Annotated in this window: 21 protein-coding genes; 4 read left to right on the top strand and 17 right to left on the bottom strand. The window is 69.5% G+C overall.

Features of this window, described 5'->3' with window-relative positions; genetic code table 11:
* Positions 1-10 precede the first annotated feature (10 nt).
* The 3 genes from malQ to D9T14_RS10900 form a co-directional block, all read right to left on the bottom strand.
* A complete protein-coding gene (gene malQ / locus D9T14_RS10910) occupies positions 11-2,248 on the bottom strand; it encodes a 4-alpha-glucanotransferase (protein ID WP_119162559.1) in 2,238 nt (745 codons plus the stop codon).
* Between the two features lie 97 nt (positions 2,249-2,345).
* Positions 2,346-3,371, bottom strand: coding sequence for an RDD family protein (locus D9T14_RS10905; protein WP_119162558.1), 1,026 nt, complete (start codon positions 3,369-3,371; stop codon positions 2,346-2,348).
* Positions 3,372-3,454: 83 nt separating this feature from the next.
* Positions 3,455-4,852, bottom strand: coding sequence for an MFS transporter (locus tag D9T14_RS10900; RefSeq protein WP_119162557.1), 1,398 nt, complete (start codon positions 4,850-4,852; stop codon positions 3,455-3,457).
* Positions 4,853-4,967: 115 nt separating this feature from the next.
* On the opposite strand from D9T14_RS10900, the gene D9T14_RS10895 reads away from it, so the two are divergent.
* Positions 4,968-5,231 (top strand): DUF3039 domain-containing protein, encoded by a 264-nt coding sequence (locus D9T14_RS10895; RefSeq protein ID WP_119162581.1) that lies wholly within the window; start codon positions 4,968-4,970, stop codon positions 5,229-5,231.
* 84 nt (positions 5,232-5,315) lie between these two features.
* Here D9T14_RS10895 and D9T14_RS10890 read toward each other — a convergent pair whose 3' ends face one another.
* From D9T14_RS10890 to D9T14_RS10870, 5 genes are all read right to left on the bottom strand, one after another.
* On the bottom strand, positions 5,316-6,278 hold the full coding sequence (locus tag D9T14_RS10890) for a cation diffusion facilitator family transporter (protein WP_119162556.1): 963 nt from the start codon (positions 6,276-6,278) through the stop codon (positions 5,316-5,318).
* A gap of 102 nt (positions 6,279-6,380) precedes the next feature.
* Positions 6,381-7,394 carry an SIS domain-containing protein gene (locus tag D9T14_RS10885; protein WP_119162555.1) on the bottom strand — a complete coding sequence of 338 codons (1,014 nt, stop codon included), beginning with the start codon at positions 7,392-7,394 and terminating at the stop codon, positions 6,381-6,383.
* A gap of 5 nt (positions 7,395-7,399) precedes the next feature.
* The gene (locus D9T14_RS10880) at positions 7,400-7,600 is read right to left on the bottom strand and encodes a Trm112 family protein (RefSeq protein ID WP_119162554.1); all 201 of its coding nucleotides are present in this window, start codon (positions 7,598-7,600) and stop codon (positions 7,400-7,402) included.
* Positions 7,601-7,774: 174 nt separating this feature from the next.
* Positions 7,775-8,602, bottom strand: coding sequence for an HAD-IIB family hydrolase (locus tag D9T14_RS10875; RefSeq protein ID WP_119162553.1), 828 nt, complete (start codon positions 8,600-8,602; stop codon positions 7,775-7,777).
* A 183-nt stretch (positions 8,603-8,785) separates the two neighbouring features.
* A complete protein-coding gene (locus D9T14_RS10870) occupies positions 8,786-9,148 on the bottom strand; it encodes a DUF3499 domain-containing protein (RefSeq protein ID WP_119162552.1) in 363 nt (120 codons plus the stop codon).
* A 120-nt stretch (positions 9,149-9,268) separates the two neighbouring features.
* Here D9T14_RS10870 and D9T14_RS10865 point away from each other — a divergent pair, with 120 nt between their 5' ends.
* The gene (locus tag D9T14_RS10865; protein WP_119162551.1) at positions 9,269-9,853 is read left to right on the top strand and encodes an isochorismatase family protein; all 585 of its coding nucleotides are present in this window, start codon (positions 9,269-9,271) and stop codon (positions 9,851-9,853) included.
* Between the two features lie 10 nt (positions 9,854-9,863).
* Positions 9,864-10,391, top strand: a complete 528-nt coding sequence (locus D9T14_RS10860) for a hypothetical protein (protein WP_119162550.1) — start codon at positions 9,864-9,866, stop codon at positions 10,389-10,391.
* A gap of 162 nt (positions 10,392-10,553) precedes the next feature.
* Here the strand turns inward: D9T14_RS10860 and D9T14_RS10855 are convergent, their stop codons facing one another.
* From D9T14_RS10855 to D9T14_RS10815, 9 genes are all read right to left on the bottom strand, one after another.
* Positions 10,554-11,483 carry a DUF3152 domain-containing protein gene (locus tag D9T14_RS10855; protein ID WP_126464207.1) on the bottom strand — a complete coding sequence of 310 codons (930 nt, stop codon included), beginning with the start codon at positions 11,481-11,483 and terminating at the stop codon, positions 10,554-10,556.
* Positions 11,484-11,581: 98 nt separating this feature from the next.
* On the bottom strand, positions 11,582-13,075 hold the full coding sequence (locus D9T14_RS10850) for a flotillin family protein (RefSeq protein WP_119162548.1): 1,494 nt from the start codon (positions 13,073-13,075) through the stop codon (positions 11,582-11,584).
* Positions 13,076-13,162: 87 nt separating this feature from the next.
* Positions 13,163-13,693: an NfeD family protein gene (locus D9T14_RS10845; RefSeq protein ID WP_119162547.1), complete on the bottom strand. Its 531-nt coding sequence runs from the start codon at positions 13,691-13,693 to the stop codon at positions 13,163-13,165.
* 137 nt (positions 13,694-13,830) lie between these two features.
* Entirely contained in the window at positions 13,831-15,186 is a 1,356-nt protein-coding gene (locus tag D9T14_RS10840; RefSeq protein WP_119162546.1) for an MFS transporter, read from the bottom strand.
* 71 nt (positions 15,187-15,257) lie between these two features.
* Positions 15,258-16,211 carry a sugar kinase gene (locus D9T14_RS10835; protein WP_119162545.1) on the bottom strand — a complete coding sequence of 318 codons (954 nt, stop codon included), beginning with the start codon at positions 16,209-16,211 and terminating at the stop codon, positions 15,258-15,260.
* Positions 16,208-16,876: an L-ribulose-5-phosphate 4-epimerase gene (locus tag D9T14_RS10830; RefSeq protein ID WP_119162544.1), complete on the bottom strand. Its 669-nt coding sequence runs from the start codon at positions 16,874-16,876 to the stop codon at positions 16,208-16,210. The genes D9T14_RS10835 and D9T14_RS10830 overlap by 4 nt, the downstream gene beginning before the upstream one ends.
* 119 nt (positions 16,877-16,995) lie before the next feature.
* Entirely contained in the window at positions 16,996-17,868 is an 873-nt protein-coding gene (locus D9T14_RS10825) for an L-ribulose-5-phosphate 3-epimerase (RefSeq protein ID WP_119162543.1), read from the bottom strand.
* On the bottom strand, positions 17,861-18,523 hold the full coding sequence (locus D9T14_RS10820; RefSeq protein WP_119162542.1) for a 3-dehydro-L-gulonate-6-phosphate decarboxylase: 663 nt from the start codon (positions 18,521-18,523) through the stop codon (positions 17,861-17,863). The genes D9T14_RS10825 and D9T14_RS10820 overlap by 8 nt, the downstream gene beginning before the upstream one ends.
* A 5-nt stretch (positions 18,524-18,528) precedes the next feature.
* Positions 18,529-19,521 (bottom strand): phosphotriesterase family protein, encoded by a 993-nt coding sequence (locus D9T14_RS10815; RefSeq protein WP_119162541.1) that lies wholly within the window; start codon positions 19,519-19,521, stop codon positions 18,529-18,531.
* 690 nt (positions 19,522-20,211) lie between these two features.
* Between D9T14_RS10815 and D9T14_RS10810 the strand changes: the two genes are divergently transcribed.
* Positions 20,212-22,128: an NAD(P)/FAD-dependent oxidoreductase gene (locus tag D9T14_RS10810; RefSeq protein ID WP_119162540.1), complete on the top strand. Its 1,917-nt coding sequence runs from the start codon at positions 20,212-20,214 to the stop codon at positions 22,126-22,128.
* Positions 22,129-22,687 lie beyond the last annotated feature (559 nt).

The raw sequence follows: 22,687 nt of genomic DNA, 5'->3' as shown, positions 1-22,687 counted from the left end.
ATCGCGGGGCTCATGCCGACGGTGCCCGCCGCTGGCCGTGATGTCCTGGCGCGGCACGGCGCCGGGGACGCTGGTCGACGGGCCGTGACTCGACCTCGCCGGAGCGCTCCCACGGCGCCGGCACCTGGGTGAACCCGTCGAGCACGGCGGCCAGCCGCATGGGGCGCTCCATGGCGTAGATGTCCTCGAGCAGCAGCGGGGCCTCGTCGGGGCCGCCCAGCGGCACCCGCCAGTTCGGGTACTCGTCGATCGTGCCGGGCTGGTTCTGGATGCGCTTCTCCCCCACCGCGTCGACGAGCGTGGCGCACAGCACACGGCTCGGGGTGCGGGTGAGCATGCGGTACAGGCCGAGCACCTTGGCCTCGGTGGTGTCCTCCATCGACTCGTCGAGGGCTTCGACGGCGCGCAGATAGGCCATCCAGCGTTCCTGCTCCTCGTCGGCCAGGCGCTCCTCCTCCACGAGCGACTCGGTGAGCAGCCCCAGCCCGTGGCGCAGCCGCACGTGCGACTTGTCGAGGTAGCCGGCCGTCGGGGGCAGGTCGTGGGTGTTGACCGAGGCCATCGCGTACTCGCGCCAGGACTCCATGGCCCGGGGATGGCCGTTCTTCTCCTCGAACCACAGCACGGAGGTGCCGAGGATCCCGCGGCCGGCGAGGTAGTCGCGCACCCACGGCTCCACCGTGCCCAGGTCCTCGCCGATGACCATCGCCTGGGCGCGGTAGGCCTCGAGGGCGATGATGCCGATGAGGGCCTCGTGGTCGTAGCGCACGTAGGTGCCCTCGCGCGGGCCGCAGCCGGCCGGTACCCACCACAGGCGGAACATGCCGATGATGTGATCCATCCGCATGCCGCCGGCGTGCCGCAGGGCGTTGCGCACCATCGTGCGGAAGGGCGCGTAGGCGAGGTCCTCGAGCCGGTCGGGGCGCCACGGCGGCTGGCCCCAGTCCTGGCCGAGCTGGTTGTAGGCGTCCGGCGGCGCCCCCACCGTCATGCCCTCGGCGTAGACGTCGCTCATCATCCAGGTGTCGGCCCCTGCCGCGCTGACCCCCACTGCCAGGTCGGTGACGACGCCCACCGGCATGCCGGCGTCGAGTGCCGTCTGCTGGGCCCTGCCGGCCTGCACGGAGGCGATCCACTGCAGCCAGCACTGGAAGTCGATCTCGTCGGCGTGCCCGGCCCGGAAGGCGTCCACCTCGGGGGACGTCGGGCGCTGGTACTGCGGCGGCCACAGTCGCCAGTCGCGGCCCAGCTCCTGGGTGAGCGCCGCCCACGTGGCGTAGTCGCGCAGCATGCGGCCCTCGCGGCGCCGGTACGCCTCGAACATCATCTGCCGGTGGTCGTCGCGGCCGGCAGCCCAGATGATGCGCAGGGCGCGTCGCTTGAGCGACCAGCAGATGTCGCGTTCGATGCGGCCCGAACCGGCCAGCCGCCCGGCGAGCTCGGCCTTCGCCGCCTGGACACGCGCGCGGTCGGTCTCGTCCAGGAAGGCGTACTCGGTGATGGCCTCGGGACGGATGTACATCGGGTTGACGAACAGCCTGCTCGTCGGCAGGTACGGGCTGGGTTCCAGCGGCTCGACCGGCTCGGCGGCGTGCACCGGGTTGATGAGGACGTAGCCGGCGTACTGCTGCGAGGCGGACCAGCCGGCGAGCGCGCCGAGATCGTAGAAGTCCCCGGTCCCCCACGAGTCGGCCGAGCGCACCGAGTAGAGCTGGACTGCATAACCCCAGATGCGGTGGTCCGCCATGGAGCGGGGGAAACCGAGGAAGTCGGGTGAGACGATGAGTGTCGTCTCTGCCTGCAGGTCGTCGGAGACCAGCTGGATGCGGTGGTAGCCCAGTGGCAGGTCCGCCGGCAGCGCGAAACTGGCCTCGCCCACCATGCGCCCGTCGATGAGGCGCGCCGGCTCCCAGTTGTCGATCTGCTGCAGGGGCAGGAAACGACCGTCCTCGAGCCGCAGCTGCACCTGGGCGGGGTGACCGTCCTCGACATGCACGTTGATCGCCGAGGCGTTCCCGGCGCGCATGACGACGACCGGTGGCAGCACGCGGCGCCACGGCTTGTCGAGCTGCGCCAGAACGGCCTCGTCCGCGGCCTCGGGCGTGGAGGCGTCGACACCGAGCGCGGCGAGCACCTTGACGACCGTCTCGTCCGTCACGTCGACGCGGCGACCCTTCCAGTCCCAGAACTGAGTGGCGATGCCGAAGAGTTCGGCGAGACGGTTCAGCGCGGGGTCACTCAGGGCCATGGCCCCACCCTAGCGAGTACCCCCTGCTGTCCCCGACCGGACTCGGCGGACGACCACAAGGTGGCCCCGCTTCCCCCGCGCGGGCGCCCCGCGGGGATCACGGGCGGGTCGAGATGACCTGGGTGCCGGAGAACTTGCAGTGCAGCGTCTGACGTTTCTTGTTGGCGAGGCCGTAGATGACGTCGGCGAGCTGCACCAGGCCCCCCACGAGGCTGATGACGGGGAGTAGGCCGATCAGTCTGCCGGCCCACAGCACACCGATGCGGATGAGGCTGGGCGCCCAGCCAAGGCCGGCGGGCACGCGGCCCCGGTCGACCGGCACGACGCGCAGGCCCATGGCCTGCTGGCCGAGGGTGGCGCCCCTGAAGTGGGTCAGGAGCAGGAAGTAGACGAAGCCGAGGACGAGCACGACGACCTGGTAGACGTACCACTGGGTCGTCACCCCGTAGACGGGGTCGGTGGGGCTGAGCGGGTAGTCGGTGGAGCCGCTGCGGAGGGCTGAGACGATGTCCTGCTGCCACTGCGTCATGGCGGTGACGATGTCGCGGAAGAAGAGCTGCAGGACGACGGCCTGGATGACGACCAGCAGGATGCTGTCGATGAGCCACGAGACGAATCGGGCGCCCCAGCTGCCGAGCCGCACGCCGTCGGCGGTGGCTGGGCCGCTCGGGTAGGCGAAACCGGCCTCGGTGCGCCAGGGCTGCTGGTAGCCGCCGGCGTAGGGGTAGCCGCCCTGGCCGTAGCCGGGCTGCGGCTGCCCCTGCTGGATGGGAGGATAACCGGGCTGGGCCGGCGAGTAGCCGGGCTGAGCCCGGGAGTGGTCGGACTGCGGCCGGCCCTGATCCGGTTGGGCGGGCTGCGGCTGGGCCGGGGTGACGGGAGCAGTCCCGGCCCGGCCCGAGGCGGTGGCTGCCGGATCGGGGCGGGTGCTGTGCGTCCACTGGGCGCCGTCCCAGTAGCGCTGGCCGCCGCCCTGCGGGTGCGGGTCGGGGTACCACCCGGCCGGGGGCAGCTGCTGGGCGGCCTGGCCGCCCTCGTCCTGCCGGCCGATCCGGTCGTCGGCCTGCTGACCGTAACCGTACCCTGAGCCCTGGTTCTGGTCGGTGCTGGGATCTTCGCTCACGCCTCAAGGATGCCATGGGCAAGGCGGGCCGCCCCAGTTGTGCACAGGCAGACCGGGGAATCTGGAGCCCCGACGGCCGAGGGTCAGGCCGGGTCGTGCACCGGACCGATGCGTGAGGCGGCGACGAGGCCGATGGCAGCGGCGGTCGTCGTCACGGCAAGCACCGAGCCGAAGACGACCGGCCAGGCGGCGCTGCCCGCTCCCATCGCGTAGGCCGAGCCGGCGACCCCGGTGATGAGCGAGTTGAGCAGGCCCTCGGAGACCTGCAGAGACGACGTGGAGCGCCCGAGCACGGCCGGGTCGGACAGGGCCATGACGGCCAGCGAGGTGCTGGAGGCGATGAGGCCCATGCCGAAGCCGCCCGTGGCGTAGCCGACGATGAGCACGGGCACCGGCAGGGCCTCGGCGAGGGCGCAGACGAGCATGGCCGCGACACCGAGCGTGCACAGCCAGGCTCCCAGCACGATGATGCGGTCGCGGCGCATCCGCCCGCGCATCCACCGCTGGGACTGCGCCCACGCGCTGATGGCCCAGGCGATCGATCCGGTGCACAGCAGGATGCTCGCGCGGCCCAGGTCCATGCCGTGCTCCTGGGTGAGGATGAGCAGCAGATAGGTCTCGGAGGCGATGAAGGCACCGTTCTCCAGCCCGCGGGCGGCCATGACCGAGGGCAGGCCCCTGCCCAGCCGGAGGAAACCGGCCGGCATGAGCGCCGGGATCGCCAGGCGCAGCAGCACGACGAGTCCCGCCACCGCGACGAGCGCGCCCACCAGGTCGAGCCGGTGCCCCGCGTACTGGATCATCGCGGCGCCCAGCGCGGCGCAGACGGCCGCCCACAGCGGGACCGGCGTGTTGGCCGGATCGGGGCCCTCCTCGTCGATGGCGGCCAGGTCGCGGCCGCGCACCCGCATGAGCGGCGCCCAGCTGATCCCCAGGGCGAAACCGACGACGGGGATCAGGCCCCAGAAGACCCAGTGCCAGCCGAAGTGCTCGGTGACGAAGGCCGCCACCGGCGGCCCGGCGAAGCTCGGCAGGACCCAGCAGAACGAGAAGGCCGACATCATCGCCGGTTTCCGCTCGTCGGCGAAGACCCGGCCGATGAGCACCATGAGGGCGACGTTGCTCATACCGGCGCCGAAGCCCTGCACGGCGCGCGTGGCGAGCAGCATGTGCATCGACACCGAGGCGCCGGCCGCGACGAGGCCGACCGTGAAGATACTCATGCCGCCGGCCAGGGGGATGACCGAGCCGATCCGGTCGCACAGGCGTCCCCCGATGACGATGGCCACCACCTGGAAGATCATGAACGCCGTGAATGCCCAGTCGTACAGGTCCATGCGCCCGAACTGCGCGGCGGCCGACGGCATGGCCGTCAGCGTGCCGTAGCTCTCGAACGCCGTCGTCAGGACCGCGGCGAGGATGCCGACGACGAGCAGCGGGCTCGTCCTCGGCCCGCTGGATCTGGAGATTGCGCCGGTCACAGCGACCCATCAAAGCACGCCCGCCCATGTCTTGGTCGAGGCGGGCTCTTGTCCTGGTCGAAGCGGGCTCTCGCCGCAGGACGCCACGGCTTCGCCGATGTGGGACGATGACCACATGAGTCAGTTGGCACCGGGTTCTGAAACCATCGTCAAGGAACGCACCCAGCCCACCTACGAGGAGGGCGACGAGGAGCGTTTCAGCCACTACGTCCCGAAGGCGAAACTCACCGAGGCGCTCGTGACCGGCACGCCCGTCGTGGCCCTGTGCGGCAAGGTCTGGGTGCCCACCCGCAACCCCGACCGGTTCCCCGTCTGCCCCACCTGCAAGGAGATCTGGGAGCAGATGAAGCCGGGCAAGGACAAGGGGCCCGATCGCTGATCGTCCCTCACCGACGACAGAGGGCGCCGGGCCCGCAGGAGCGGTCCGGGCCCTCTGTCGTCCACGTCCCGGGTCTGCGTGGGCTCAGAACTTGCGTCGGGTCGGGCGGTAGCCCGAACGCCTGATGTCGGGTTCCAGGTAGATGTACTCGCACCGCGGCTCGTTCCACCGCACATTGCGTTCGGCGACGTCGATGACGGCGGCGATGTACTCGGCGCTCTCGGTACGGGTGACGGCGATCTTCGCGGCGACCAGGATCTGCTCGGGCCCGGTGTGCACCGTCTTCATGTGGATGACGCTCTCCACGCCGGGCGTGCTCGTCAGGGCCGCCACGATCTGGGCCTCGGTCTCGGGGCTGGCGGACTCGCCGAGCAGCAGGGACTGCATCTCGTGGCCGAGCAGGACGGCGACCGCGATGAGCAGCAGGCCGATGAGCCCGGATCCGATGCAGTCGTAGATGCCGTTGCCGGTGACCAGGGTGAGGACGATGCCGACGAGGGCCAGGATGAGGCCGGCCAGGGCCGCGAGGTCCTCGAGGAGGACGGCCGGCAGCTCGGGCGACTTGGTGGCCCGGACGAAACCGATGACTCCCCTGCCCCTGCGCTGCTCGCGGGTCTCGGCGAGTGCGGTGCGCAGGCTGAGGGATTCGGCCACCGCGCTGACGAGCAGCACGGCGATGGGCACCCACCACCAGCGGGAGGTCATCATCTCGTCCCCGGCCCCGGCGAGCACCTCGCCGGCCTTGTGGGCGGCCTCGTAGATGGCGAACAGCCCGCCGACGCTGAACAGGATGACCGAGACGAGGAAGGCGTTGATGTAGCGCTGGCGTCCGTGGCCGAACGGGTGCGTCTCGCTGGGGCCCCTGGAGCCCTGCTTGCCCCCGATGAGCAGCAGCACCTGGTTTCCGGTGTCGGCCAGTGAGTGGATGGCCTCGGACAGCATCGAGCTGGCTCCGGTGAGCAGCCAGGCGATGAACTTGGTGAGGGCGATCGCCAGATTTGCGGCGAGCGCTGCGATGGTGGCCTTGGTGCCGCCTTCTTCACTCATGCGGGGTCGCGCCTTCGGTCGTGGTTCCATGCAGGGTACGGGGATGTGCCGTGCAGCGGGCTCCCATTGTTCCTCACTCGCGGATGGATCGTGACGGCCCGATCAATTCTGGCCGGACAGCCCCAACTCGAGGTAGGCGGCGCCGTAGAGACCCTTCTGGCGGAGCGTGACGTAGCGGTCGAGAGTCCCCCCGGTGGTGGCGCTGATGGTGCACACGCGCACGTCGTGCAGGCCGGCCGATGCGACCAGCCGGTCCCGCTGCTCGTCAATGGCCGGGTTGTGCTCGTCGTCGTCGAAGACCACGAGCACCGGACGCAGCTCGGCGGGGCCGTCCTCGGGGTCCGCGAACGGGTCGCGCACCGGCGCGCCCTCGATGACCGGCAGCAGTTCGCCGCTGACGGCGGACAGGGCCGGCCGGCTGCTGGCCCTGCGCAGTGCCTCGGCGACACGCCGGGCGGCGCGGGCGGCGAGCACCGAACCGCCCCAGGTCAGCGGCATGGCGTCGGCAAGCGCCAGGGCGAGGTCCTTGGCCGGGTTGCCGGACAGGTCGTGGAAGGGGCTGGACTCCTCGGCGACCATGTCGGCCGTCTCGGCGACGTCTGCGGGCCTCACCGGTGGGCACAACCCGAGTTCGTGCAGGACGCTCATCGCGGCGACGGCGCTGCCGAGCGCGTCGGCGCTGCGGGTACGGATGTGCACCGTCGAGGACGATCCGGCGGCCCTGGCGACCTGCGAGTCGTCGGGAGCCGCGGCGAGCACCGCCGCACCGCGGCGCACCGCCTCGGAGGCGCTGGAGACCTCGTCCTGCCCCACCTCGGCGGCGCCGGCGAGGACGACGACGAGGTCGAGCGGGCCGGTCCATGCGGGCAGCCCGGCGAACGGCCAGGCCACCACGGGCACCGGGCAGCAGGGTTCGAGCAGGGCACGCACGAGACGCGCCTCGGGGCCGACGATGACGATGCCCCGGGGACGGTAATCGGGACCGAAGTCTGGGTGGCAGAGCTCGGCGGCGTCCATGCGGATGCGCGCACCGGTACCGGCCAGGGCGCGCAGCTGCTCGTCGATACGGCTCAGCGCGTCCTGATCGTCGAGGAGGGAGTCGTCGAAGTCGCTCATCTGCCTCACCTGGGCAGGGTGGGACGGGCCTCGTCGATCAGCAGGACGGGAATGCCGTCGATGATCGGATAGGCCAGGCCGCAGTCGGTGCTGGTGCACACGAGCTCACCGTGGTCGTAGTCGACGGCGAGCTTGGCATGGCAGCTCGGGCAGGCCGCGATCTGCAGGAAGTCTGGGGAGAGGATCACTTCGGCCTCAGTGGGCATCGTGTTGGCTCCTTTGTTGGGTTCGAGATCAATGATGCCCCGTCCCGGGCGATCTCACCGATCCGCCCGGCGCGGGCCAACCGAAAAATACGCCCGGAAGAGGTGACGTGGAAGACACCGAGCCGCCCGGCGCGGGCCGGCCCATCCCGCGGGGAAGGCGGCCTGTGCAGCGGCTCAGGACAGGGGCTCGAGCAGGTCCAGCAGCTCCGCGGCGGGCCGTTCGCCGGAGGCGAGCACCGGGATCAGGCGACGTAGGTAGGCGAGCGTCTCCTCGTGACCGGTGACCTCGTGGCAGGGCACGTGGAGAGTACGCACCGGGTAGTCGTTGCCGCCGGGGGCGAGCCGGTCCCCGACGAAGAGCATGTCGGCCAGCGCGACACCGGTCTGCTCGGACAACTGCTCGATGCCGTAGGCCTTGTCGATGCCGTGGCGCGTGATGTCGATGGACGTCGAGCCACCGGCCCGCACCTCGAGGGTGGGCAGGTCGTCGGCGATCGCCGAACGCAGGGCGTTGCGCTTCGAGCCGTCGGGATCCCACGCCTTCTTGTCGTCGACGGCGGCCTCCTGTCCGAGCGCGGAGTAGGTGATCTGGCTGCCCCGGTCCTCGATGCGCTCGCCGGCGACGAACTCGTCCGGCTCCCACAGACCGAGCTCGACGGCGCGCCGCTCGATCGATTCGATGGCTGCCCTGCGCTGGGCGGGTTCGAGGTCGTGGGCGTACAACTCCCGCCAGCTGCCGTCGACGAACCGCATGTACCGGGTGCCGCAGGTGGGCATGAGGTGAAGTCCGCTCAGGTCGGTGTCGGCCGGCAGGCGATCGAGCACCTGGGTCTTGAACTGGCCGAACTGGCCGCCCGAGATGATGCACACGGGCCGCACGGCCAGCAGGTCACGCATCGTGGCGCCCATGGCGTCGGGCAGGGGCGATTTGCTGGGGGCCAGGGTGTCATCCAGGTCGAAGGCGATGAGGGCCGGGAAGCCTTCGGCGAACTCGTTAACCATGGGGACAACCCTAGACCAGTGCGGGGGACGTCACGTCGGATCGACGGCCGGGCGCCGGCCGCTCCGGGACGAGTGGAGGCTGCCAGGGTCCCCTGCCATGGGGGCACGCGGGGTCCGGGCTGCTGCCCGATGGCGGCTGCCGATCCCTCGGGGCGGCCCGTCGCACCGACGACCGGGCGGCGCTCAGCGCCGGCGGTCCGCGATGACGCGCAGATGGCCGCGGTGGGCCAGCTCGACGACGCCGTCCTCGTCCGGCGTCACCGGTTCGGGTTCGGCGGCCAGCCCGACCTCCCGGACGGCGTTGGCCAGGGCGAGCAGGTCGTCCTCATCGGGCTCGGGGGGTCGCCCATCGGGCGCCTCCACCCGGATGACGTCCCAGCCCCTCGGCACGCTCATGGACCCGGCGTGCCGTGCGCACAGGTCGTAGCTGCCGGGCTCGGCCGCCGCGGCGAGCGGACCGAGGACAGCCGTGGAATCGGCATAGGCGAACGTGAGGGTGGCGACTGCACGCTCATTGCAGCCGTTGCGCGAGCACCGACGATCCATCACCCGTCCAACGGTAGTCCGTCGGTGCCCCTGCGCAGCCGACCGACCCGCGCCGTCGGGCGGACAACCGCCCGGACGCTCCTGGTTCCCGACCGGTGCGCACCGGCGTAGGCTCCGAGCATGAACCCACCGCAGACCCGCCGCGCCCTCCTCGTCGTCGATGTGCAGCCGACCTTCTGCGAGGGCGGTTCGCTGGCCGTCACCGGGGGCAACGCCGTCGCCCACCGCATCGCCGACCACGTCGCAGCCCATCGGGACGACTACACCTTGGTGGTCACCACCCAGGACTGGCACATCGATCCCGGTGAGCACTTCTCCGAGAACCCCGACTTCGTCGACAGCTGGCCTCCCCACGGGATCGCGGGCAGCGACGAGGCCCGGCTCCACCCGGCCCTGGCCGGTCTCCGCCCCGACTCCCAGGTGAGGAAGGGGCAGTACGCGGCCGCCTACTCCGGTTTCGAGGGCGTCGACGACGAGGGCGATGGGCTGCACGAGATCCTCACCCGCCACGGGGTCACCGCGGTGGACGTCGTCGGCCTGGCCGAGTCGCACTGCGTCAAGGACACCGCGCTCGACGCACTCGGCCGGGGCTACCAGGTGCGCGTGCTGACCGATCTCACCGAGCCGGTCAGCCCCGAACTCGGCCTGGCCGCACGCAAGGCGATGGCCGAGGCCGGCGTCGAGCTGGCCGAGTCGTCCACCTGAGCTCACCTGCATGATCGTGGGACGAGCCTCAGGAGCCCCCGTCCTGGACCCCTCGCGCCCGGTCGTCGGCCGTGGCTGGCTGAGCCGGGGCGAGGGGCCGACCGCGGCCCTGGTGACCACCCCCGGTGAGCTGCCGGTCGCGAGCGTCCGGCTCGACCGGCCGCTCATGCCGCTGAACCCGGCCCTGCGCTGGCAGATCAGCGGGATGCTGCACGACGGGGTGCTGCGGGTCAATGCCTGCCGGCCGGCCGACCGACAGACGCGCCCCGACGAGCCCTGGCTGCTCCCGGTCGGACCCACCGCGCCCCTAGCCGAGATGAGCAGGGCCATCCCCCTGCTGGAGGGCTCGACCCTGGACGAGATGGCAGGCTGCGGCTGGTCCGTCAGCACGCTCGGCGACGAGCACTTCCAGGTGGTCACGATGATGTGGTGGATCACCGCGGAGTTGGTGGAATGGCTCGGGCTGCACCCCGAGGCGGCCATCGGGCACCGCATCGTGCCCATCATCGCCAACGACCCCGCCGACCTCATCGACTGATGTGCGGGGTTTCCTGTCACGTGGCAGGGTCAGGCACCCCCGTGCTGGTTGCGCGGGGGCAGGGATGCCAAATCCAACAGGATCTGGCCGTTTCCTCGCTTTTTCGGCCTGAAACGGCCAGATCCTGTTGGAAACAGCATGCCTCCCGATGGATCGTTCGTCTCAGGTGTAGCCGACCTCGGCCGGCCACCAGGCCGGTACGCAGCCCTGCAGGTCGATGGTCTGCTGCACCATGATCGGGGAGGGCCGGCCCTCGCCGGGACAGGGCACATGGCCGAAACCGATGTAGTGGCCGACCTCGTGGTTGACCAGATAGGTGCGGTAGGCGTCGACGGTCTGGCCCTCGTACGGTGGCGCCGCGAACAGCCAGCGGTCGATGTTGAGCGCGATCCGGTCGCCATTGCGGCAGTCCACCAGGCCTTCGGTGTCATCGGGCCAGCACAGCTCGTCGACCGTGCCGGCGCTGCCCACGTAGATCGTGAAATCCGCCCGGGCGGGATCGGAGACCAGCTGGAAACTGTTCTCCTGGAACCCGGTCCAGCCCCGCTCGTCGTTGAGGATCGAGGAGATCTGGGTGGCCGTGGCGTCGACGTCGAGTGGAAGACCCTCCTCGACCTGCACCGCGTAGGTGTGTACGGTGGCGGTCTGCTTGGCGGGCTCGACGTCCAGGCCCGCGATCCGCCACTGGCCGGTCGAGGCGATGTTCGAGTGCCAGTAGCCCCGGTCGTCCCGGGTGGCCTTGAGGGTCACGCCGTTGATGATGACGGTCGCCGTCGTCGGGTTGCCCGTCACGGCGGCGGGCAGCGGGGCCTCGCTGGAGCCCACTGAGATGCTGGGGACCGCACTGGGGTTGCGGCCGGCGCTGTTCGACCCGGTCGCGTCCGGCGCATGCGGATCGGCGGCCCGGCCTGCGCAGCGGACCAGGACGAGCACGACGACCAGGACGAGCGCCACCGCGAGGAGCACGGCACGGTACCAGGGTCTTCGTGACCACTGGGCACGGAGCGACCCGACGAGACCTGTGGCGCGTCCGGGAGCAGACCGCTCGGGTCTGCCCTCGTCGCGCCGTCGGGGCTCGGAGGGGGAAGTCACGGAACCATCTTACGGAGACGGGCCCGCACCGTGAGATGCCCCACGGTGCGGGCCCGAACAACCGCGACCGGCTGCCCTCAGCCCGTCACGACGGCGAATCACTGGGCCATCTGATCGCCCTCGACACGTCTCCTGGCGTAGTTCGAGGCGAGTTCCTGCAGATCGACGCCGGTGGCGTTCTTGATCATCTCCATGGTCTCGACGACGGTGCCGGTGACCTGCTTGGGGCCGGAGCCGGCGCCGTCGGCGCTGATGACCGTGTACTTGTCGATGTTGCTCATCGGCGCGGCGATCTTCTCTGCCACCTGGGGCAGGGCGTTGACGAGCATCTCGACGATGGCGGCGTCGTTGTAGCGGGCGTAGGCGTCGGCCTTCTTGTTCATGGCCTCGGCCTCGGCCTGGCCGGTGGCCAGGATGGCGGCGGCCTGGGCCTCGCCCTCGGCGCGGAGCGCCTCGGCCTCGGCGAGACGGCGGGACTTCTCGGCCTCGCCCTGCTTGGCGCCCTCGATGGCGGCGGCCTCGGCGAGGGCGGTCCGGCGGGACTTGTCGCCGACACCGATCAGACGCGACTTCTCGGCGTCGGCCTCGGCGGAGGCGATGGCGGCGGCCTTGGCGGCCTCGGCCTCGAAGATCTCGGCGTTCTTGCGGCCCTCGGCCTCGGTCTCCATGCGGTAGCGCTCGGCGTCGGCGGGCTTGCGGATCTCGGTGTCGAGCTGGCGGTCCTTCAGTGCGGCCTGGCGCACGGCCACCTTCTCCTGCTCGGCGAGGATGGCCTGGTCCCGGTCGGCCTGGGCCAGCGGTCCGGCCGCCGCCGCCTGCGCCGCTGCCGCGTCGGTCTCGGCCTTGATCTCGGCCTGCTTCAGCATGAGCGCACGCTCGGAGATCGCGATCTCCTGCTGGGCGATGATGCGGGCCTGCTCGGCCTCCTGCCGCGAGGCGGCCTCGGCGACGGCGGCCAGCTGCTGCACCTTCGCGGCCTCGGGGCGGCCGAGATCGCTGAGGTAGGTGCCGTCGTCGGTGATGTCCTGGATCTGGAAGGTGTCCAGTACCAGCCCCTGGCCGGTGAGGGAGGTCTCGGACTCGTCGGCGACGCGCTGGGCGAAGGCCGCGCGGTCACGGATGATCTGCTCGACGGTCAGGCCGCCGACGATGGAACGCAGCGAGCCGGCGAGGGTCTCCTGGGTGAAGGACTCGACCTGCTCCTGCTGGGTGAGGAAGCGCTGGGCGGCGGCCCGGATGGAGTCCTCGTTGCCGCCCACCTTCACGATGGCGACACCGTCCAGGTTCAGTTTGATGCCCTGCCCCGAGACGGCGCCGCGGATCTGGACCATGATGCGCCGGCTGGACAGGTCCATGACGTACAGCCGCTGGATGAACGGGATGACGAAGACGCCCCCGCCCATGACGACCTTCTGGCCGGACAGGTCGGTGGACACGATGCCGGTCTCGGGGTTGATGACCTCCTTGCCGCGGCGCCCGGTGACGATGAACGCCTCGTTCGGGCCTGCCACGCGGTAACGGCTCGCGATGAGCAGGCCGATGAGCACGAGGAGGACGATCACCCCGATGATTGCTGTGACGATACCTTGCACTGTTCTCCTTCGGTGGTGAGTGGTGGACCGGGCAACGGTAGTGGACGCCGGGCCCGGCACGCCAGAGGGCGATACCTGGAAGCTTCCCTACTGCCCCGCATCGCCGGCGGGCAGGGCGTCGATCGGGTGCACGCCGACGGCCGTCGGCGTGATGACCTCGCTGATCCACACCCGCGAGCCCGCCTCGATGGCGATGGCGGAACGCGCGGAGATGGTGACCAGATGACCGTTGTGGGACAGCCGCACCTGACCGTAGCCGTCGGCTGGGATGGCGGTGATGACGCTCGCCTCGGAGCCGACGAGCGAGTCCGTGCGGACCGTGTTGGAGCTGCCCTGGTGGCGCAGCACCCGGGTGAGTTTCGTGGCCCCGTATGCCAGCGTGACGCCGAGCACCAGCCCGCACAGGACACCGATCAGATTGCTGCCGCTGACGCCCAGGCCGATGGCGCCGCCGAAGCCGAAGCCGCCGACCAGGCCGGCGAGCCCGGCGGTTGAGAAGACGTCCGAGTCGAGGAGGCCCTCGGTGGAGCCGAGGACGCCGTCGAGGACGTCGCCGACGATGAGCGCGAGCAGGAGCAGGGCCACGCCCGCACCGCCGATGATGAGAAATGTCGTCACGTCAGATCGCCCTCCTGTCCCCCCACCAGCCTAAGGGGCCCCTTGCCGGCTCGGCCAGCCGCACCAGAGCCCGGACGGGCCGGGGCCGGGCACGGCCCTGACGGCCCTGCCCGGTCCCGGTGTGTGGTGGCGGAGTCTCAGATCTCCTCCAGCGCGACCCCCTTCGTCTCCTTGGCGAACAGGTAGATGATGCCGCCGAGCAGGAGCAGCACGGCGAACAGCACGAAGGCGGGGAACACCGCGTCGAGCGTGACGTTCTGCTGCACGGCGTTGCCGCCGATCATCGCGCCCATGAGGGCCGGGCCGAAGACCTTGGCGCTCGAGCCGATGCCGTAGCCCAGGCCCAGGCCGGTGGACCGCACGTCGTTGGGGAACTGCTCGCCGCCGAAGGCGTTGAGGATGCCGAAGGCGCCGTCGCCGAAGCCCATCGTCACCAGGATCCCGATGAAGAAGATCACCCAGCTCGCCTGCATGTGCGCCGCGAAGGCCACGATGAGCGAGCCGGCGGCGCCGATGACACCGAAGAGGAACATCGTCCAACGGCGCCCGATGCGGTCGGCGAGCCAGGCCGAGCCGAGCCGGCCGAGCAGATCGGCGAGCGAGACGAACATGAACAACGTGCCCACCGTGCTGGCGCTCTTGGCGTAGCCGGTCTGGAGCAGTGTCTGCCCCCAGGACTGCACGGTGAAGGAGCCGAGGATGAAGCAGAAGGAGCCGAGCATCACGATGATGAGCGGTTTCAGGTGCTTGCGCAGCAGCGTCGCGTACGAGGCCGAGGCCTCCTGCTTGACCTCGGGCAGAGAGCCCAGCTCCTCGGCGGGGATCTCCAGAGCCCAGGCCAGCGAGGCACGCGCCTCGTCGAGACGGCCCTTCGTCTGCAGGAAGCGCGGTGACTCGGGCACGGCACGGATCCAGAAGAGCAGGAAGACCGGGAGTGCGCCCAGACCGATGAGCAGGCGCCAGTTCTCGTGGAAGGCCTTCTGCGCCAGCGAGCCGAGGAACAGGCCGAGCGGGATGAACACCGAGGCCAGACCGGACAGCAGGCCGCGCTGCTTGGCGGGCACGAACTCCTGGACGTACGGGATCGAGGTGATGTTCAGGCCGCCGACGCCGATGCCGACGCCGACGCGCAGCACGGCGAGCATGGCCCAGCCGCGGTCGGGGGTGAACACCGAGATGACGGTGAAGGTGACGAACAGCAGGACGCACCAGAAGAAGGTGCGCCTGCGGCCGATCTTGTCGGCCAGGCGGCCCCACATGATGGCGCCGGCGACCGTGCCCAGGCCGGAGCAGGCGAGGATGATGCCGGTCTCGGTGCCCGTCAGGTTCCAGGGCTTGGTGAGCAGGGACACGACGAATCCGATGAGGAACATGTCGAAGAACTCCGAGATGTTCCCGACGATGGCGAGCCCGATGAGGCTCTTCTGGTGGCCGGTCAACGGCCTCGAGTCGATCTGTTGCAGAGCGGTCTGCTCCGCATTCACAGTACTCATTGATCAGTTCTTTCTGTACGGGGACAGCCCGCCCCGGGGGCGGTCCCGGGGCGGGCGCTGGGCCCGCTGGTTCAGCGGACGATGTCCGTGGTGGTGGGAATGTCGAGTTCACTGGGCGACAGCCGTGTCAGGTCGCCGTAGTGGGTCAGGGCGAACGCGCTGGTGCGCTGCCCGTACTTGATGCCCTGTTCGACGTCGCCGGCGAGGAAGCCGTGCAGGGTTCCCGCAACGAACGCGTCACCGGCGCCTGGGCGATCGAGGACCGGCACGCGGGTGACCTCGAAGGTCTTGTCGCCGCGTGCCTCGTCGGACAGGTAGACGCCGTCGACCTGGTCGGTGGAGACGACGGTGGGTGCACCGAACAGTTCGCGCAGCGCACGGCAGGCGCTCTGCCCCGGCTCCTGCACGCCGAAGACGGCCTCGCCGTCGCGGCGGGAGCAGAACACGATGCTCGACTTGCGGGCGATCGGCTCCAGCACCCGGCGGGCCCGGGCGGTGTCCCACAGCAGCGAGCGGTAGTTCACGTCGAGGGCGATCTTGACGCCCCGGTCGGCGGCGCGGTCGACGAACTCGGTGATGACGGCGGCGGTGTTCTCGGTGAGGGCCGCGGTGATGCCGGTGACGAACACCAGCTCGGTGTCGAGCATGTCGTCCCAGTCGAGGTCGGCACTGGTCACCGAGCGGAAGGGCGTGTGCTCGCGGTCGTAGACCACCTTCGCGGGCATCGGGTACTCGCCGGGCTCCATGAAGTAGAGGGCGACCCGGCCCTCGGGCTTGATGACGACGTTGGACACGTCCACGCCCACGCCCCGGAACTCGTTGACGACCCGGTCGGCGAGTTCACCGCGCGGCATCACCGAGGCCCACGAGGCCCTGCGGCCGAGCTGGCTGAGCAGGCCGGCGACGTTCGCCTCGGAGCAGGCCGCGGTCATGCGCAGCTGGTGGGCGCTCATGAGGCGCTCGCCCTTGAAACAGGTCAGGCGGATCTGTCCCTCACCGATGGTGGAGATCTCGTACTTGCTCATTCGCTCACCCCCGTGGACGCGGCAGCGGTGCCGTAGCGGTTCATGTAGCGGTCGTGGTTGGCGTCGATGGCCTCCTGAGGGAGGTCCTCGATCTGGCCGACGATCTTGGCGTAGGTGATGGTGCGGGCCACATCCTCGACCATGACGGCGGCCTTCACCGCCTTCTCGATAGTGGCCCCGATGGTGAACACGCCGTGCTGCTTGAGCAGGATGGCCGGCGAGTCGCCGATGTGGGCCATGATCTGCTCGCCGATCTCCTCGGTGCCGATGTTCGCGTAACCGCCGCACGGGACGGGACCGCCGAACTCGTCGGCGACCGCGGTGAGACAGCACGGGATGGGCTGCCCGGTGGCCGCCCACGCGGTGGCGAAGGTCGAGTGCGTGTGGATCACCGACTGCACGTCCTCGCGGCGCCGGTAGACGTACAGGTGGGAGGCCGTGTCCGAGGACGGACCGTGGCTGCCCTCGACGACCTTGCCATCGAGGTCGACGACGACCATGTCGTCGGGTGTCATGTGGTCGTACAGTACGCCCGAGGGCTTGATGACGACCAGACCGGTCCGCGGGTCGCGGGCCGACAGATTGCCTCCGGTCCAGATGACCAGACCGTGGCGCGGAAGGGCCATGTTGCCCTCGCACACTTCTTCTTTCAGTGCTTCCAGCATGGGAACGTTCCTCCTCGAACGTCGAAGCGATGGGGATTGTGTCGTTGGGGGACGCACCCGCCTGCCGGGTTCTCGTCGAGCGGCCGGCTGGTGCAGGGGGACGGGCGCGGTGCGCGCCCTTACAGGACCGGTATGCCGGCCTTGGTGAGGTGCTCTGCGATGAACTGCCGGGCCCGACTGGAGCGCTCGTTGGAGTCAGGAGCGTCGTCGTTCCACATCTCGATCATCATGCGGCCGGCCCAGCCCTGGGCCTTGAGCAGATCGAAGCTGTGGTCCCAGTCGACGATGCCGGTGCCCATGTCGACGCGCCGGGGCTCCCCGACCCGCACGTCCTTGGCGTGCAGGGCCACCATGTGGCCGCGCCCGGCCTCCAGTTCGGTGACGGGGTCCATGCCCTGCTCGGCGATGTTGCCGAGGTCGGGGTACACCTGCAGATACGGGGAGTCGACCTCCCGGACGAACTGCATCGCCTTACGCACGGAGGTCACGTCGGTGCCGTCGACGTTCTCGATGCCCATGACGACACCCAGTCGGGCGGCCATCGGGACGGCGTCGGCCAGCAGCTGACCGTAGTACCGCTCCGCGTCGGGGTTGGGCTCCTCGTAGTAGCAGTAGTAGCCGGCCACCTGCAGGACGCTGATGCCCAGGTCGTGGCAGAGCTGGAGTCCCTGGGCCATGATCCGCCGTGCGTGGGCGCGCACTGCCGGATCAGCCGAGCCGGGGCCGATCCTGCGGTGCAGTGACAGGCACAGGCCGCCGATCATCGTGCCGGCCGACTCGGCGGCTGCCCTGACCATGCGGCGCATGTCCTGGCTCCACTCGAGCCTGGCCTCACGCTCGGGGCTCTCGTCGATCGAGATGTCCAGGAAGCTGAAGCCGGCTGCCGGCACCTGGTCGAGGAAGCGGCGCCACTCGTCACTGGTCTGCAGCGGATTCCCGATGAGCGCCTTCTCGTAGATGCCCAGCGTGATGCCGTCGGTCAGTTCACTCATGCCACACCTGCTCGATGGTGCTCTTGAGCTCGTGCGCGGCCGCGGCGGGGTCGTCTGCCTCGACGATGGAGCGTCCGGCGATGACGATGCCCACCGGGTGCCCGGCGAAGACAGGCAGGTCCTTCGGCGAGATGCCGCCGGTGATGGTGACCGTGAACCCGAGCGCGGCGAGCTCGTCGATCCGGGCGATGTCGTCGGGCTTCCAGCTCAGGTCGCCGGCGGCCTCCCGGTCGCGGGAGCGTTTGACGATGACGTGCTGCACGCCCGCCTGGCGCCAGGCCCTGGCGCGTTCGACGTCGTACCACTCGTCGGCCAGCTCCACCTGCACCTCGCCCCCGAACTCGGCGGCGACCTTGCAGACCTGCTGGATCGTCGTCAGCGAGGCACCGGCCACGCAGGAGACCATGTCGGCGCCGGCCTCGAAGGCCAGCCGGGAGATCTTGGCGCCCGCCTCGGCGATGCGCACATCGGCGAGGATCTTCTTGTCGGGGAACAGGGCGCGGATGGCCCGCACCGCGTGGTAGCCCTCGCACAGCACCAGGATGGTGCCGCACTCGATGACGTCGATGTCCCCGGCCGCCTTCTGCAGCGGGCCGAGGGCGGACGGCAGGTCGAAGGTGTCCAGGGCGATCTGAAGACGTGGACTGCTCGCCATGTCGTTCAGCCCCTCAGCGGATCGAACGCGAAGAAGGTCTTGGCGTTGTTGATGAGCAGGTCCTCGACGTAGGACTCCTCGAAACCCTCATCGGCCAGCAGACGCGGCGCGAAGACCGCGGGATCGTAGTCGAGGCCCGAGACCGAGCCGTAGACCTTCTGGTAGGAGGCCTTGCCGGAGTCGGTGCCGAGCAGGATCTGCTTGCCGTAGCCCTTCTCACCGAGCACCCGCACCAGATTGACGCGGGCGTTGTCGGGCACGTACTTGATGCGGTTGGTGCCGTCGAACTCCACGTAGCAGCCGAGCTTGGTGATCTGCTCGCTCACCCACGGGTCCCAGTTGCGCTGGATGTGTCCGATGGCGATCTTGGCAGGGTCGACGCCCTCGTCGATGAGGAAACGGGCCTGCTCGGGGCCGCAGGTGCCCGCGGTGACGTGGGTGTTGATCGGCGCCCCGGTCTCCTTGGAGGCGATGGCGACGGCCTTGCCGGACTTGCGCTCCCAGTCGGTGATCTTCCCGTAGGCGGTGGCCCACTTGATGACACCGGCCTTGACGGTGGTGCGCTCGACGATCGGGCCCATGTAGTCGAAACGGTCGATGCCCTCGACGATGTCCGCGATGAGCAGGTCGGCGATCTGGTTGACGGTGTACTGGTTGACCCAGCTCTGGCGCCACTCGAGGTAGACCTTCTGCTGGTGGAAACCGGTCGCCTGCACCACGTGCAGGCCGGGGACCTTCTCGACGACCTCGAGGGTCTTGAGGACGCCGCGACCACTCGAGGCCGGGCACATGTCGATGACGGTCGCATTGGGCGACCAGCGCTTGGCCGCCTCGACGAAGTAACGGGCCTCCTCGGCCGCCTTGTCGACGTCGTCGAGCAGGTGATCGGGATCGATGTAGACCTCACCGGCACCGACGCGGATGAGGTGGTCATGGGCATTGACGACACCGAGGCTCTCGGGCGCCACGTCGCCGGTGATCGTACGGACGATGGCCATGGTTGTGTGTTCCTTCCTCACAGGACGATTTGGTGCGACTCCCGCCACGTCGCGGGGCGCGTGCCGCATTACCTTTATCCCCCGCCAGGACCATCCCCGGCAACATCTATTGTTCACATATGTGAACGCGACTTCCTTGAAAAATTAACATGGTCAGGAAAAATACGCCTCCACCCAAGGGGTCAATCCAGTCCACACTCATGAAAACATGCACATATGTGAACAGTCACGCTCCTTCGCGGACCGGGACGTCCGGGCGTCGATCACGATCGGGGTCCTGGGGCCCGCGCACACGGGCTCCGGTTCGGCGGCCGGGCCCGGCCCCGGCTGGCGACGGGGATGCCCTCGCGCGGTCGACGGACCGCGTGCGACGGCACGACGGCACCGGGTCAGCGCCCGGGAGCGGGCCGGAGCACCGGCGCAACTACCGGGAGAGACCCCGGTCGCAACGGAACCGGTTGTCAGAGGGCATGACGAAACAGCCCTGAAAGGAGCGCGCCGGAGCGAATTCCTCACATTAAAAGGAGAGGCTCTGCTCAGCCCGTGACGGGGACAAAAATAGGCGGTGCCCGGTGTTATAAAGAATCAGCAGAACTGGCGAGAATTCTCCTCCAATTGTGTGGGCGACGGAAACACCCGCGTCTTACCATGCCCCCATGAATGGCTCATTGCCAGAGAGAGGGGAGAGCCATGAGAACCCTTTTCGACCGTACGCAGATCGGCGCCATGAAACTCAAGAACCGGATCTTCATGTCGCCCATGGGCACGACCGGTGAGGCCGACGGCGCCTACTGCAACGAGGGCATCGACTACTTCGAGGAGCGCGCGAAGGGCGGCGCCGGTCTCATCGTCACCGGCGCCAACGTGGTCTCCACCCGGTACGAGCCGCGCCCGTGCACCGAGCTCTCGGACTTCCACCACGTGGAGCGCCTCAACATGCTCATCGACCGCTGCCACCACTGGGGGGCGAAGGTTTGTGTGCAGATCTCCCCCGGCCTCGGCCGCCAGCAGTTCACCGATCCCTTCACCCCGCCCTACTCGGCCGGCTCGGTGAGTTCCTTCTGGTTCCCCGAGCTCATCTGCAAGCCGTTCGCCGTCGAGGACATCCACTATCTCGTCGAGCGGGTCGGCTACTCCGCGAGCCTCGCCGTCAACGCCGACGCCGACGCCGTGATGCTGCACGCCTACGGCGGTTATCTGCTCGACCAGTTCCACTCCACCCAGTGGAACAACCGTACCGACGAGTACGGCGGCAGCCTCGAGAACCGGATGCGTTTCACGCTCGAGTGCATCGAGGCCATGCGCTCGAACATCCCAGCGGGCATGCCCATCATCGTCAAGTTCACCCCGCACCAGCGGGTGGAGGGCTTCCGCACCCTCGACGAGGGGGTCGAGATGGCGAAGATCCTGGAGCGGGCCGGGGTCGACGCCCTGCTCGTCGACACCGGCTGCTACGAGGAGTGGTTCCAGGCCATCACGACCGTCTACTCGGCGCCCGGTCACAAGCTCGACGTCCAGCGGGCCATCAGGGAGGTCGTGTCCGTCCCGTTGCTGGGCGACGGCAAGCTCATCGAACCGGGTCTCGCCAAGCAGGTCGTCGAGGAGGGCACCCTCGACTACGTCGGGCTCGCCCACCAGCTGCTTGCCGACCCGTACTGGCCCAGGAAGGTCCAGGAGGGCCGGGACGAGGACATCCGCCCCTGCGTCGGCTGCAACGAGTGCCTGCTCGCCGGTTTCTCGGGCAAGCACTACTACTGCGCCGTCAACCCCCAGTGCTACGCCGAGAAGGCGTACGCCCTGCCCAAGCCCGACGGCACCAGGCGTTCCGTGCTCGTGATCGGCGGCGGCCCCGGTGGCATGGAGGCGGCCATCACCGCTCGGCAGCGTGGCTTCGACGTCGAGCTGCTGGAGAAGTCCGGGAGGCTGGGCGGCACCCTGTGGCCAGCCGGCGGCCCCGAGTTCAAGCACGACATCATCCGCCTCATCGAGTCCATGGAGACCCAGTGCCGGAAGCTGGGCGTGACCATCACATTGGACACGGAGGCGACGGCCGAGACCCTGGCTGACGTGGACGTCGACAAGATCATCCTGGCGACGGGTTCGGTCCCGGCGGTGCCGCCGATCCCCGGCATCGAGAACGCCATCCCGGTCACGGACTATCTCACGCACCAGGTGGAGGTCGGCCGGAACGTCGTGATCATCGGCGGCGGGCTGGCCGGCACCGAGGCCGCGTGCGACATCGCGCCCGACGCCAACAGCGTGACCATCGTGGAGATGCTCCCCGACATCCTCGCGGCCGCGGCGCACTGCCTCAACAACGACCAGCACCTGCGCGCGATGGTGGCCGAGCGCGGCGTGTCCGTCGTCGCGGGCGCCAGGGTGACCGACATCTCGGCCGGCTCGCTCAGCTACGAGAAGGACGGTGAGACCGTGACGATCCCGGCCGACACCGTCCTGAACGCCGCCGGTTTCACGGCGTCGAACGAGTTGGAGGAGGCCTGCCTGGCGGTCTGCGATGACGTCGCCGTCATCGGGGACGCGGTCGGTCCGCGCAAGATCCTCGACGCGGTCCACGAGGGCTACCACGCCATTCGCATCATGGAGTGAACCCGACCACGGCCCCAGCGGCTGGATCCCGGCCCACCGCGCGCCCGCGTGCGCGGGGCGGACCGGCAGCCGACCCCGAGGCGACCGCCTACCGGCCCGGCGCAGTGCTCTAGCGGCCGGGCGCGCCAGACGACCCGAACCCGGTGTACCTGGAAGGACGTGCCAAAACTGACAGGATGTGGCCGCTCTGGGCCTGTTTGGGTCAAGAACGGCCACATCCTGTGAGAAAAAGCATGCCTGCGTGTCGCCACCCCGGTTCAGGATCATATTGGTCGGTCCAGGGGCTGGTCGCGGCGCACTCGCGTCGTCCCTCAAAACTCCCCGCCGCGTTCGTCGGCCAGGCGGGCGCCCGCGTGCGTGGGGCGGGCCGGTTCTTCGCGCACGTGTGTCGCGGCGGGACGAGCATACCCGCCCGACCAGGTGACCGCCCTAGAGGGTTATGCAAAACTGTTTTTGTAGAATTCTAGTGCGATGACTGTTGTGATGGTTTGTGGGAAGGTGTGGATGGGTCTGCGGTAGCCGGTGTGGAGTATTCGCCAGGTTTTGAGGTTGGCGATTG

The sequence above is a fragment of the Propionibacterium australiense genome (genome assembly GCF_003666605.1).
Classification (GTDB): Bacteria; Actinomycetota; Actinomycetes; order Propionibacteriales; family Propionibacteriaceae; genus Propionibacterium; species Propionibacterium australiense.
The sequence above is the reverse complement of the archived record's forward strand: the minus strand, read 5'-3'. Positions and strand labels throughout refer to the sequence as shown.